Origin of the sequence: Streptomyces sp. Y1, assembly GCF_041053115.1 — a bacterium.
Classification (GTDB): domain Bacteria; phylum Actinomycetota; class Actinomycetes; order Streptomycetales; family Streptomycetaceae; genus Kitasatospora; species Kitasatospora rubellomurina.
In genome coordinates this window covers 2,951,449-2,963,739 of record NZ_CP163445.1, presented here as the reverse complement: position 1 = coordinate 2,963,739, position 12,291 = coordinate 2,951,449, and the positions used below count along the sequence as shown (strand labels likewise).

The following is a 12,291-nucleotide window of genomic DNA, read 5'->3' as shown; positions in this document are numbered from 1 at the left end:
GGAGGCGGTCAGAGCTTCAGGCCGTTGATCATTCCGGCGAGGTTGCTGGTGACCTGGCTGATCGACGGAGCGATCGAGCTGGACGCCAGGTAGAAGCCGAGCAGCGCGCAGACGATCGCGTGCGCGAGCTTCAGGCCGGAGCGGCGGATCAGCACCACCACGATGACCAGCATCAGCACGGCGGCGGAGATGTTCATGGCCATGTCGGCTCATACCCCTCTCGGGTGCGCCGCCCCCTGGGGAGGGCGGCGGTGGGACCGTACGGGAACCGGGGCCGGGTGACCGGGGGACGGGACGGGGCCCGACGATCACCCGCGCGACCAGTCATACCCGATGGGTAAGGGGAGCATTACATTCAGTGAGTCCGCGCGCGCCGGGGTACAGGCGCACCGGTGGGGCGCATGGGCCGGTCGGAGGGGGTACGGACCCCTTTGGGGCGTACTTGGCCGCGATGCTCCGAACGAGTGATCAGGAGACCCGTGGCGGCGGTGGTTCGGCATCGTAGGGTCTGGTGCCATGACCTCCCACACCCCTGCGGACACCTTCCCCCGGCAGTACGCGCGGACCCTGCGCTACACCGTCGGCGCGCCCCGCTCCTTCACCGTCGCACCGGACGGCTCGCGGGTCGCCTTCCTCCGCTCGAAGTCCGGCAGCGACCGGGCCAACCTGCTCTGGACCCTCGACACCGCCACCGGCGAGGAGCGGATCGCCGCCGACCCGGCCGCGCTGCTCGGCGGCGGCGAGGAGGACCTCTCGCCCGCCGAGAAGGCCCGCCGCGAGCGCAGCCGCGAGGGCTCCGCCGGCATCGTCGGCTACGCCCTGGACGGCGCCGGCCGGCTCGCCGCCTTCGCGCTCTCCGGCCGGCTGTTCACCGCCGACCTGGTCACCGGCGCCACCGCCGAACTGCCCGCGAAGGGCCCGCTGCTGGACCCGCGCCCGGCCCCGGACGGCTCCGTCGTCGCGTACGCCAACACCGCCGGCGAACTGCGCCTCAGCCGCGCCGACGGCACCGGCGACCGGGCGCTCGCCGAGCCGGACGGGCCGAACGTCACCTGGGGCCAGGCCGAGTTCATCGCCCAGGAGGAGATGAGCCGCTCCCGCGGCTTCTGGTGGTCCCCGGACGGCGACCGGCTGCTCGCCGAGCGCGCCGACGACAGCCCGGTGCGCCGCTGGTGGATCGCCGACCCGGCCAACCCGGGCAGCGCGCCCGCCGAGGTCGCCTACCCGGCGGCCGGCACCCCCAACGCCGAGGTCACCCTGTGGGTGCTCGACCTGCACGGCGGCCGCACCGAGGTGGTCTGGGACCGTACGGCCTTCCCGTACCTGGCCCGGGTGCACTGGTCCGCCGGCGGCGCGCCGCTGCTGCTCGTCCAGTCCCGCGACCAGCGCGCCCAGCGGATCCTCGGCCTGGACCCGGCCACCGGCGCCACCGAGGTGCTGCACGAGGAGCGGGACGACGCCTGGCTGGAGGTCTTCGACGGCGTCCCGGCCTGGACGCCGGACGGCAAGCTGGTGCGGATCTCCGACGAGTCGGGGGCGCGGGCGCTGGTCGTCGGCGACCAGACCGTCACCGGGGCCGACCTGCACCTGCGGTCCGTCGTCGCCGTCACCGACGAGGAGGTGTTCTTCACCGCCTCCGGCGGCACCGAGGAGACCGACCCCGAGCCCGGCTGGATCGCGGTCGGCCGGATCGGCCACGACGGCAAGCGGCTCGCCTGGGAGTCCTCCAACGGCCGCCCGTTCACCTCCGTCACCAGCGCCGTGCACGCCGGCGGGATCACCGTCCGGGCCACCGCCGAGCCCGACCTGCCCGGCAGCCTCGTCCAGGTCGCCCGCGACCTGCCCGAGGGCGTCGTCGTCGACGACGTCGCGGTCATCGCCTCGCACGCCGAGACCCCCGTCCTCACCGCCCGCCCGGTCTTCCGCTTCGCCGGCGGGCGCCGCATCCCCGCGGCCGTCTTCCTGCCCACCGGCTACGACCGCGAGCGCGACGGGCTGCTGCCCGTCCTCATGGACCCGTACGGCGGCCCGCACGGCCAGCGCGTCGTCCAGGCGCACAACCCGCACCTCAACTCGCAGTGGTTCGCCGACCAGGGCTTCGCCGTCGTCGTCGCGGACGGGCGCGGCACCCCCGGGCGCGGGCCGGCCTGGGAGAAGTCCATCGCCTTCGACTTCGCCGGGGCCACCCTGGACGACCAGGTGGAGGCGCTGCAGGCGCTCGCCGAGGAGTTCCCGCTCGACCTCGGCCGGGTCGCCATCCGCGGCTGGTCCTACGGCGGCTACCTCTCCGCGCTCGCCGTGCTGCGCCGCCCGGACGTCTTCCACGTCGGCATCGCCGGCGCGCCCGTCACCGACTGGGAGCTGTACGACACCCACTACACCGAGCGCTACCTCGGCGACCCGGCCGAGCGGCCCGAGGTGTACGCCGCCAACTCGCTGGGCGGGTACGCGGCCGGGCTGGAGCGCCCGCTGATGATCATCCACGGGCTCGCCGACGACAACGTCGTCGCCGCCCACACCCTGCGGCTGTCCTCGGCGCTGCTCGCCGCCGGGCGCCCGCACACCGTGCTGCCGCTGTCCGGCGTCACCCACATGACCCCGCAGGAGGAGGTCGCGGAGAACCTGCTGCTGCTCCAGGTCGACTTCGTGAAGCGCTCCCTGGGGATCTGACCAGCCCCTTCGGCGGCCGGTACTCCTGTGACGGGGGTACCGGCCGCCGGCATGACATCCGTCATGCGGAAGCCACGACGGCCGGCACTGCCGCCGGCACCCGCCCGCGCGGGACTCTGAGGTGGTGCGAACAGCACCGGACGCATCACCGACAGGGGAGAGGAGCGGAGCGATGGTTGCCGAAGTGGCCGCCTTCCGCGGCGTGGGGAAGAACTACGGGCGGGTGCGCGCGGTGGACGGGCTGGACCTCGTGCTGAGGCCGGGCGAGACCGTCGCCCTGCTCGGCCCCAACGGCGCCGGCAAGTCCACCAGCCTGGACCTGCTCCTCGGCCTGCGCGAGCCCGACCAGGGCAGCGTCACCCTGTTCGGCGGCACGCCGCGCTCCGCCATCGAGGCCGGCCGGGTCGGCGCGATGCTGCAGAGCGGCGGGCTGATGGCCGACGTCAAGGTCCGCGAGCTGGTCCGGCTCGCCTGCGACGTGCACCCGCGCGGTCGGTCGGTCACGGGGGTGCTGACCGACGCCGGGATCACCGAGCTGGCGGAGCGGCGGGTCGACAAGCTGTCCGGTGGCCAGGAGCAGCGGGTGCGCTTCGCCCTGGCCATCGCCGGCGACAACGACCTGATCGTGCTGGACGAGCCCACCACCGGCATGGACGTCAGCGTCCGGCAGGCGTTCTGGGCGAGCATGCGGGCCCAGGCCGACGCCGGGCGCACGGTGCTGTTCGCCACCCACTACCTGGAGGAGGCCGACTCGATCGCCGACCGGGTGCTCGTGCTGCACCGGGGCCGGCTGATCGCGGACGGCAGCTCCGCGGAGATCAAGGCGCGGGCCGGCGCCCGCCGGGTCTCCTTCGAACTCCACGACGCGGACTTCCCCACGGCCGCCGGCCAGTTCTTCGACGAGGGGGTGCTGCGCACGCTGCCCGGCGTGCAGTCGCTGGACGTCACCGCCCGGGTCCCCGGGGTGCGGACGGTCCGGATCCGGACGGCGGACGCCGACGCGAGCGTCGCCGCGCTCTACCGCTCCGGGCTGTATCCGCGCGGGCTGGAGGTCGCGGGGCTGGGCCTGGAGCAGGCCTTCCTGACCATCACCGGCGAACTGGACGAGGCCGCGAAGGAGGACGTGCGATGACCACCCTGATCAAGCTGGAGATCCTGCGGACCCTGCGCAACCGGCGCTACCTGATGTTCAGCGTCGCCTACCCGGCGCTGATGTACTTCTTCTTCATCCACGCCTACGGCACCGACAAGCTGGCCGGCGGCCTGCCCGTGAAGACGTACTTCATGGTCTCGATGGCCACCTTCGGCTCGGTCGGCGCGGTGCTGACCGGCAGCGCGCAGCGGATCTCGCTGGAGCGCAAGAGCGGCTGGGTGCGCCAGCTGCGGCTGACCGCGCTGCCCGGCCGGGCGTACACCCTCGCCAAGATCGCCGCGAGCTCGGTGACCACGCTGCCGGCGATCCTGGTGGTCTTCGCGGTCGGCGCCAGCCAGGGCGTCTCGCTGGGCGCGGCGCAGTGGCTCGGGCTGACGGCCGCGCTGTGGCTGGGCAGCTTCGTCTTCGCCGCGCTCGGGGTCGCGCTCGGCTACGCGGCGGCGCCGGACTCGGTGCAGACCATCGTGATGATCACCTACATGGTGATGTCGCTGTTCGGTGGCACCTGGTTCCCGCTGACGGGCACCCTGGAGACGTACGCCCGGATCAACCCGGTGCACCTGTACAACCAGCTGGCCACCTTCACCCAGCCGGGGCACTCCCTGGACCTGGCCGCGGTGGCCGGGCTGGCCGGCTTCCTCGCGGTCTTCGTGGCCGCGGCGGCGGCCCTGTACCGCCGCGACACCCGCCAGGCATGATGATCGACATGAGTGACACGCGCCGGACCCACCGCACCGACGACCACATGCAGGTGGGCCTGGCGCGTGCGTCGTTCATGAACGTCCCCGGCTCCCCGGTGGAGACCCGGCGGCAGCTGCTGGTCAAGGTCGCCTGGATGCTGCTGTGGATGCTCTACCTGGCCTACCCTGCGGGCAACCTGCTGAACGGGGACCACAGCACGGCCGGCCGGGTGTTCGGCTGGTGCTGCCTGGCGGGGTTCGTGGCCGCCTACGTCCTGCTGGTGATCTTCCGCTCGCAGGCGGGGATGAAGCCACGGCTCTGCCGGGTGATCGTCGCGACCATGACCGTGCTCGCGGTCGCCGCCTCCTTCGTCCTCGGCGGCGCGTTCCTGACCCTGTTCATCTACGCGGCCGTGTGCCTGGCGATCATCGCGCCGGCGCGCTACGCGCTGCGCGGGCTCGCGGGCATGGCCGCGCTCACCGCCGTGACCGGCCTGCTGATCCACGCCGGGAACGACAACACCTCCACCTTCGCGCTCAGCGCCTTCCTGTCCGGCGTGGCGATGACCGGCCTGCAGCGGCTGGTCGCCACCATGCAGGAACTGCGCGAGGCCCGGGCGGCCGTCGCCCACCTCGCCGCCTCCGAGGAACGGCTGCGGCTGGCCCGGGACCTGCACGACCTGCTCGGGCACTCGCTGTCGCTGATCACCCTGAAGAGCGAGCTGGCCGGGCGGTTCATGGACGCCGGCAAGGACGAGGCGGCGCGGGCGCAGGTCGCCGACATCGAACAGGTCGCCCGGCAGTCGCTGATCGACGTCCGGGAGGCGGTCACCGGCTTCCGCCGCCCCACCCTGCCGGTCGAACTCGCCGCCGCCCGTACCGCCCTGGCCGCCGCCCAGGTCCGCCTGGATGTCGCGCCCGACCTGGCGGACACCTGGCCCGCCCTCGCCAACGAGGAGGCCGGCGCCCTCGCCTGGGCCCTGCGCGAGGCCGTCACCAACATCGTCCGCCACGGCGAGGGCGCCACCGTCTGCACCGTGACGGCCGACGAGACCTGGGAGGCGACCGGCGAGCGCTACGCCGTCCTGGAGATCGCCGACGACGGCCCCGGCCCCGGCAAGTCCCAGCCCGGCAACGGCCTCTCCGGCCTTCGCGAACGCCTCGCCCTGGTCGACGGCCGCCTGTGGACGGGCCCCGGCGACCGCGGCAAGGGCTTCCGCCTCCGCGCCTCGGTGCCGCTGCGCCCGGCCGCCGTCGCCTCGGAGCCCCACCCGCAGGGCTGAGCGGCCGAGGAGATCAGGGCGCGTAGTCGTAGCCGATGGTGAAGCGGGTCGGCAGGCAGGACTCGGTGTACTCGATGACGCCCTGGTCGTCCGACCAACGGTGGACCAGCGCGAGGATCGGGGCGCCGGGGGCGAGGGCGAGGGCGGCGGCCTCGCGCGGGGTGGCCTCGCGGGCGTGCAGGTCGTCGCGGCCGGTGGTGATGGTGCGGCCGGTGGCTTCGAGGACGCGGGCGGTCACGCCGTCGTTGCGGGTGGGGTTGGTGTTGAGGAGGTCCGGGCACACGGCCGCGAACTGGGCGGGGTACCAGGAGACGGCGAACATCGTTCGGGCCCGGCCCCGGCCGACGACGTACTCGCGGCGGATGATCCGATCGTCGGCGTCGAGGTCGAAGAGGTCCGCGACGTACAGCGGCGGGACGACCAGTTCGGCGGCCGTGACCCGGCTGGTCTCGCCGTCCATCAGCCACGACCCGCGGCGACCGACCCGGGCCAGCCGCTCCTGGCTGCTGGCGGTGACGCGCGGATCGTCCGCCACGAAGGTGCCGCGCGGGCCGGTGCGCAGGTAGCCCTCCACCTGGAGGTGCTGGAGCGCGAGCGAGGCAGTGGCGACGGCCACCCCCCACTGCCCGCAGATCTCAGCGGCGTCGGGCAGCTTCGCGCCCGGTGGCAACGCGCCGGAGAGCACCTGCTGGCGGTAGTGGTCGGCGAGGACGGTGTACGTCGGCGGCGCTCCAACGGGCATGGCTGGCTCACGCTCCCACTTCTGAGGGGCAGTGAGGGCAGGCTAGCCCCCCGCGTAGCGGTGCGAGGAGTGGGAAGTCGGCCAGGCCGACTTCCCACTCCGGTCAGATCTGCGGAGGAGTGCTGAACCGACTGACGGTCGTGGCGTTCGTGGACCGGTCGAGCAGGCGGAACTCCCAGGGGCCGGTGTTCACTTCGAACTCCTTGCCGAAGCCGACCCACTTGCCGGTCATGCAGCGGCCGGTCGGGTCGATCAGGAGCTGTATGGCGCCGTGGTAGCGCGCGCCCTGGTAGTAGCCGTCCTGCGCGGTCTGCTCGGTCCAGGTGCCGGTGACGACGTTCCGGTCGACCGTGAGATCGATCGAGAGCGGCGAGTCGGGGTTCGAGGACGCGCCCGGGAGCGACCGCGCAGTGATGCGATTCCCGCGCTGGGTGAACAGGACGTGGTGCAGCCCGGTGAAGGTGCCCTCGCGGCTGCTGCTGAAGAACTCGTAGTGGCTGAGCCAGATCCCGGAGAAGTTCTCGCTGCTCGGTCCGGGAGCGCGGCTCGGATCGACGTCTCGCTCGACACTGCTCATGTCGTGACCTCCTCTACCGTCGGCGCTGACTCGTGGTGGCAACAATGGAACCTCGAAGCCGAGGTGTTCCACCGGAATTCTTGTGACGGCTTCGAGAGCGCGAACGTACACCGGGCGAGGCGACCGCACTTCGCCGGACTCCCGGCGTGGACCACGGGGGTGGTGGTCATCCAGTTGGGGGCGGCGGCGCCGCGCGAGGTGGCCGGGCTGGTCGAGGTGCTGCGGAAGGGGGCCCGGGCGTGAGCGGGTGGGTGCCCGAGGTGGGGGAGACCGTGGCCATCGTGCCGCCGGACTGGGAGATCAGTACGCCGTGGGCGCCTCGGATTCCGGCGGAGGTGGCGGAGGTGGCCGACAACCTGGTGACGCTCACTGTTGACGGGAACCTCCGGCTCCGGCGCCTGCACCAGATCGAGCCGTGGACGGGCGAGGCGAAGGCGTACTTCCCCGAGTGCGGCGAGTTGGTTCAAGACCGCCGGGCGAATCGGATCGGTGTCCTCATGGATGTTGTGGGCGGCCGGCTCTACCTCCGCCCGCCCAACGGCGGTGTCGAGTGGGTCGCTGATCTCCGCCACGTTGTCCCGGTGGGAGCTGCATAGGAAGTCGGCGGGGCCGACTTCCTATGCTAGGGCGCGGCGGTAGCGGAGGGCTGGGCGCCCGTCGAGGAGGAACTCCTCGACGGGCGTGAAGGCGTGGTGGGTGAGGACCGCCATCGAGGCCGGGTTGTCCAGGGTGGTCCTGGCGGTGAGGGCGGTCAGGGCGTAGGTGGTGGTGGCGAGGTGCAGGACCTCGGCCACGGCGGCCTTGGCGAGGCCTCGGCCGACGGCGGATTCGGCGATGCGGTAGCCGAGTTCGGCGCTGCCGTCCTCGACGTCGATCAGGTTGACGCGGCCGACGAGGGTGCCCTCCGAGACGATGGCGTGGAAGTGGCAGATGCCCGCCGCCTGTTCGGCCAGCAGGGCGGCGTGGCGGGCCGGGAACTCGGCGAAGTAGGCGTCGCCCCGGTCGGGGACGGTGCGGGTGAAGTACGCCCGGTTGGCGAGCTCGAAGGCGAGCAGGGCGTCGGCGTGGTCGGGGCGGAGGGGTTCGAGGGTCAGCACGCCGTCAGTCTGGCCCGCAGGGCGGCCGTGAACCACTGGAATACCTCGGCCAGGCTCTCGGGCGCCGGCCAGCCGTTGATGACGGCGAGCAGCTGCCAGTAGCGCTCGGCGCGCGGGTCGTTCGCCGTTTCGAGGCGGCCGAGGAGCCAGTGGCGCAGCTCGGCGTCGTCGGGGCGGCCGAAGGTTTCCGCGTAGGCGGCGGTGAGGGTGTCGAGGACGGGGGCGGCAGAGGGCGAGGAGGGGGTGATGCCGGTGGCCAGGGCGTCGCCGATGACCGTCCGGACGGTCGCGGTGAGCGCGTGGTGCAGGCCGCTGGTGTCCCCCGAGGCCCGTTCGGCGGCCTGGTGCTCGGCCATCCTCCGCACCGCCGCCCGGAAGTCCGGGTCCTGGACGAGTTCGCCGAGCTCCACCCACGCCTCGACCTGCTCCGCCCGTGGCTCGTCCGGCAGTTCGGGCATGGCGCCGCGCATCATGGCGACGAACTCGGGGTTGGCGTCGAGGCCGCCGAAGGCCTCGTCGATGAAGTCCTCGATCAGGCGCCGGCGTTCGGCGTCCGACAGTTTGGCGAGCTTGTGCATGAGTCTCATCTCCTCAGGGGTGGAGGAACGTTGGGCGACCGCGAGCAGGACGGCGCGGCGCAGCCGCAGGGTGCGGATCTGCACCGCCAGCGCCTCGGCGTGCGCCGCCGCGACCTCGTGCAGCGGGGCCTCGCGCTCCAGCACCCGCCGGACGGCGGGCAGGTCGAGGCCGAGGTCGCGCAGGGTGCGGACGAGGTCGAGCCGGGCGAGCGCGCGGACGTCGTAGAGCCGGTAGCCGGCCGGGCTGCGGTCGGTGGGCGGCACGAGGCCGGTGTCGGCGTAGAACCGGATGGCCTTGACGGTGAGTCCGGTGCGCCGGGCCAGGTCGCCGATCGTGTAGAGGGGGTCGGTGCCGTCCATGGCTCCACCTTGGCGTCTCCCCCTACGGGAGACTCAACCCCGCGGCCCTCTAAGGTCGTGGCCATGAGCGAGAACGAGAACGGTTCCCTGATCCGCGTGCTGCTGGCCGAGGACCAGGGGATGGTCCGGGAGGCGCTGGCCGCGCTGCTCGGGCTGGAGGGGGACATCGACGTCGTCGCGCAGGTCGGGCGGGGGGACGAGGTGGTGGCGGCGGTGCTCGCGAACGACGTGCAGGTCGCGGTGCTGGACATCGAGATGCCGGGGATGACGGGCATCGAGGCGGCGGCCGAGCTGCACCGCAGCGCGCCGCGCACCAAGGTGGTGATCGCGACCACCTTCGGCCGCCCGGGGTACCTGCGCCGCGCGATGGAGTCGGGGGCGGACGCGTTCCTGGTGAAGGACGCGCCCGCGTCCGAACTGGCGGAGGCGATCCGCCGGGTGCTGCGCGGGGAGCGGGTGATCGACCCGGCGCTGGCGGCGGCCGCGCTGGCGGAGGGCGCGAACCCGCTGACGCAGCGCGAGCGGGACGTGCTGGGCGCGGCGGCGGACGGCGCGGTGAACGCCGACATCGCCAAGCGGCTGCACCTGTCGGAGGGTACGGTCCGCAACTACCTGTCGATGGCGATCCAGAAGACCGAGGCCCGCAACCGTACCGAGGCGGTCCGGATCGCCCGGGAGAAGGGCTGGCTGTAGAGCATCAGTTGAGCCGGTGCCGGGCGGCCCGGGCCTCCTGCCGGACCTTCGCCGCCGCGTCCGGGTCGAAGGTGTCGAGGATCTGCGCGTAGTCGTCCATCTCGGCCGAGCCGCCGAGGAAGTCGCCCATCCGGACGAGGAGTTCGGCGCGTTCGAGGCGCAGCTGGGCGGGGTGGCGGGGGAGCAGCAGGGCGAGTTCGGTGGCCCAGAGCTGGGTGCGGGCGTGCTCGGGCCGGTCGGCGGCCCAGGCGCGGATGTTGCCGAGCACCCGCAGCACGATGTCGAGCGGTGCGGCCGGGGTGAGCAGGGCGGGGGTGAACTCGTGCCCGGCGGCGGCGACCAGGCGTTCGACGTCGGCCGGGTCGAGCAGCCGTCCGCCGTGGAAGGGGTCGGCGAGCACGTACTCCTCGCCGCCGCCCGCCGCGCCGCCCGCGCCGCCGCCGACCGCGACGATGAAGTGCCCGGGCAGCGCGATGCCGTGGACGGTCAGCCCGGCCCGCCGCCCGACCGCCGTCCACACCAGGGAGAGCATGATCGGCAGACCGCGCCGGCGCCGCAGCACCTCGGGCAGCAGCGAGGACTCCAGCCGCCGGTAGTCGGACTGCCGCCCGTGGAAGCCCTCTCGCCCGCCGAGGACGGCGGCGAGCAGGGCGGCGGTCTCCTCGGGCCCGGTCGGCCGCCGCTCGGCGACGGCGCGCCGCACGGCGGCCGCGTGCCGGTCGAGCGCGGCCTCGCAGGCGGCCAGCAGGGCGTCCGGGCCGACGCCGGGGTCCGGCGCGCCGAGCCCACCCGGTTCGGGCGCCGGCGGGTGTTCGGCGGCGGCGAGCAGACAGAGCAGCACCGGGTCGGGCTGCTCGGCGCGGGCGGCGGTCCGGAAGCGGTCTCTGCTCTGCTCGGTCACGGTGACGGCGACGGCTTTCGTACGGCGGGCTGGCGGGCTGGCGGGCTGGCGGCGGGGCGGGCGGACGGGCGCGCTACGCCTGCGGGAGGAGCGCGTAGTGGTAAGTGTGACTGGTCGTGAAGCCCAGCTCGTCGTAGAGCGCGATCGCGCCCGCGTTCTCCGCCTCGACCTGCAGGTACGCCCCGGTCGCCCCCTCCTCGGCGGCGCGCGCCGCGAGCACCGCCATGACCGCGGTGGCCAGCCCGGCCCGCCGGGCGTGCGGCTGGACCTCGATGGCGCCGAAGCAGGCCCAGGGCCCGTCGATGACGCAGCGTCCGATGGCCAGCGGCGGCTGCCCGGGGGCGCCGGGCACGTGGGCGAACCAGACGGACGGCCCGCCGTGCAGCACCTGCCGGGCGGCCTCCTCGACCGCCGGGTCCGCGCCGACCCGGCGGTACACGGACATCCAGTCCGGCCCGGCGGTGCGCGCCAGCCGGACGCGGTCGTGCCCGCCGCCGATCCGGGTGAGGCCGGCCAGCGGGGCGGTGCGCACGAGGGTGGGCGCGTACCGGACGCCCAGCCGGTCGAGTTCGGCGCGCAGGTCGTCGGGCGAGCCGGGCGTGAGGACCTCGACGTAGGCGGGCAGCCCGCGCGCCGCGTACCAGGCGCGGACGGCGTCCAGGGCCCGCGGCAGCGGCAGCCCGGGGTCGCCGAGCGCCTGGACGGAGTTGGCCCGCCGGGTGAAGCCGGCGGAGGCGCGCAGCGTCCATGCGCCGAGCGCCTCGTTCTCGACGGCGGGCCAGCCGCGCCCGGCGGTCCGCTGGAGTTCGACGGGCGTGGCGGCGGGCAGCGGGGCGCGTCGCGCGGGGAACAGCGGGACGGTCTTGCCGGCGACCAGCAGCCGTTCGGGGAAGGAGACCGGCTCACCGGTCCGGGGGACGACGGTCAGCCCGTGGTCGTCCCACCATGTGAGCACACCGATCGAATCCCGGAACACCGGACGTTCGTCCACGAATTCCGAGATCCGCCGGACGGACACCCGTCGGCCCACGTCAGAGCGGTCTATCCGGACCTCTGGACGCCGCTCGACCGGCCCGTCCACGATCATCTGGCCACCTCCTGTGCATTTGCGGTCTCCGACCCGCGATACTAGGGGCGGGCATCGACGACGCCGCGCTCACCGCGCACGCGAGTAGAACAGAACGGGCCGCCACGGCCCTTCCGAGGAGGAACGACAGCGTGACCTACGTCATCGCGCAGCCTTGTGTCGACGTCAAGGACAAGGCGTGCATCGAAGAGTGCCCGGTTGACTGCATCTACGAGGGCGAGCGATCGCTCTACATCCACCCGGATGAGTGTGTCGACTGTGGCGCGTGCGAGCCGGTCTGCCCGGTCGAGGCGATCTTCTACGAGGACGACACTCCGGAGGAGTGGAAGGACTACTACAAGGCGAACGTCGAGTTCTTCGACGACCTGGGTTCGCCCGGTGGCGCCTCGAAGCTGGGCCTGATCGAGCGGGACCACCCCTTCATCGCCGCTCTGCCGCCGCAGAACGCCGACCACTGACGATCGGTGGCA

At 73.5% G+C, this 12,291-nt stretch carries 13 protein-coding genes and 1 pseudogene; 7 read left to right on the top strand and 7 right to left on the bottom strand.

The window, feature by feature from the left end; translation table 11 throughout:
- Positions 1–8: 8 nt before the first annotated feature.
- Positions 9–203 carry a DUF2304 family protein gene (locus tag AB2U05_RS12415; protein WP_030062563.1) on the bottom strand — a complete coding sequence of 65 codons (195 nt, stop codon included), beginning with the start codon at positions 201–203 and terminating at the stop codon, positions 9–11.
- Between the two features lie 313 nt (positions 204–516).
- On the opposite strand from AB2U05_RS12415, the gene AB2U05_RS12410 reads away from it, so the two are divergent.
- From AB2U05_RS12410 to AB2U05_RS12395, 4 genes are all read left to right on the top strand, one after another.
- Positions 517–2,670 carry a prolyl oligopeptidase family serine peptidase gene (locus tag AB2U05_RS12410; protein ID WP_369183216.1) on the top strand — a complete coding sequence of 718 codons (2,154 nt, stop codon included), beginning with the start codon at positions 517–519 and terminating at the stop codon, positions 2,668–2,670.
- Between the two features lie 172 nt (positions 2,671–2,842).
- Entirely contained in the window at positions 2,843–3,802 is a 960-nt protein-coding gene (locus AB2U05_RS12405; protein ID WP_369183215.1) for an ABC transporter ATP-binding protein, read from the top strand.
- Positions 3,799–4,521: an ABC transporter permease gene (locus AB2U05_RS12400; protein ID WP_045700965.1), complete on the top strand. Its 723-nt coding sequence runs from the start codon at positions 3,799–3,801 to the stop codon at positions 4,519–4,521. Before AB2U05_RS12405 ends, AB2U05_RS12400 begins: the two co-directional genes overlap by 4 nt.
- An 8-nt stretch (positions 4,522–4,529) precedes the next feature.
- Complete coding sequence (locus tag AB2U05_RS12395; protein ID WP_369183214.1) at positions 4,530–5,786, top strand: sensor histidine kinase; 1,257 nt, start codon at positions 4,530–4,532, stop codon at positions 5,784–5,786.
- A 13-nt stretch (positions 5,787–5,799) separates the two neighbouring features.
- Here AB2U05_RS12395 and AB2U05_RS12390 read toward each other — a convergent pair whose 3' ends face one another.
- Together AB2U05_RS12390 and AB2U05_RS12385 are read right to left on the bottom strand one after the other, a co-directional pair.
- Positions 5,800–6,528: a UTRA domain-containing protein gene (locus AB2U05_RS12390; RefSeq protein WP_369183213.1), complete on the bottom strand. Its 729-nt coding sequence runs from the start codon at positions 6,526–6,528 to the stop codon at positions 5,800–5,802.
- Positions 6,529–6,631: 103 nt separating this feature from the next.
- Positions 6,632–7,252: pseudogene (locus tag AB2U05_RS12385) on the bottom strand (XRE family transcriptional regulator); the annotation flags it as partial.
- A gap of 125 nt (positions 7,253–7,377) precedes the next feature.
- Here AB2U05_RS12385 and AB2U05_RS12380 point away from each other — a divergent pair.
- Positions 7,378–7,701 (top strand): hypothetical protein, encoded by a 324-nt coding sequence (locus AB2U05_RS12380; protein WP_369183212.1) that lies wholly within the window; start codon positions 7,378–7,380, stop codon positions 7,699–7,701.
- Between the two features lie 21 nt (positions 7,702–7,722).
- On the opposite strand, the gene AB2U05_RS12375 is transcribed toward AB2U05_RS12380, so the two are convergent.
- Together AB2U05_RS12375 and AB2U05_RS12370 are read right to left on the bottom strand one after the other, a co-directional pair.
- The gene (locus AB2U05_RS12375; protein ID WP_369183211.1) at positions 7,723–8,202 is read right to left on the bottom strand and encodes a GNAT family N-acetyltransferase; all 480 of its coding nucleotides are present in this window, start codon (positions 8,200–8,202) and stop codon (positions 7,723–7,725) included.
- A complete protein-coding gene (locus AB2U05_RS12370; RefSeq protein WP_045700955.1) occupies positions 8,196–9,140 on the bottom strand; it encodes a MerR family transcriptional regulator in 945 nt (314 codons plus the stop codon). The genes AB2U05_RS12375 and AB2U05_RS12370 overlap by 7 nt, the downstream gene beginning before the upstream one ends.
- 63 nt (positions 9,141–9,203) lie before the next feature.
- Here AB2U05_RS12370 and AB2U05_RS12365 point away from each other — a divergent pair, with 63 nt between their 5' ends.
- The gene (locus AB2U05_RS12365; RefSeq protein WP_045700953.1) at positions 9,204–9,833 is read left to right on the top strand and encodes a response regulator transcription factor; all 630 of its coding nucleotides are present in this window, start codon (positions 9,204–9,206) and stop codon (positions 9,831–9,833) included.
- A 4-nt stretch (positions 9,834–9,837) separates the two neighbouring features.
- On the opposite strand, the gene AB2U05_RS12360 is transcribed toward AB2U05_RS12365, so the two are convergent.
- Together AB2U05_RS12360 and AB2U05_RS12355 are read right to left on the bottom strand one after the other, a co-directional pair.
- Complete coding sequence (locus AB2U05_RS12360) at positions 9,838–10,734, bottom strand: transglutaminase family protein (RefSeq protein WP_369183210.1); 897 nt, start codon at positions 10,732–10,734, stop codon at positions 9,838–9,840.
- Positions 10,735–10,807: 73 nt separating this feature from the next.
- The gene (locus AB2U05_RS12355) at positions 10,808–11,821 is read right to left on the bottom strand and encodes a GNAT family N-acetyltransferase (RefSeq protein ID WP_369183209.1); all 1,014 of its coding nucleotides are present in this window, start codon (positions 11,819–11,821) and stop codon (positions 10,808–10,810) included.
- A gap of 131 nt (positions 11,822–11,952) precedes the next feature.
- Here AB2U05_RS12355 and fdxA point away from each other — a divergent pair, with 131 nt between their 5' ends.
- Positions 11,953–12,279, top strand: coding sequence for a ferredoxin (gene fdxA, locus AB2U05_RS12350; RefSeq protein WP_030061559.1), 327 nt, complete (start codon positions 11,953–11,955; stop codon positions 12,277–12,279).
- Positions 12,280–12,291 lie beyond the last annotated feature (12 nt).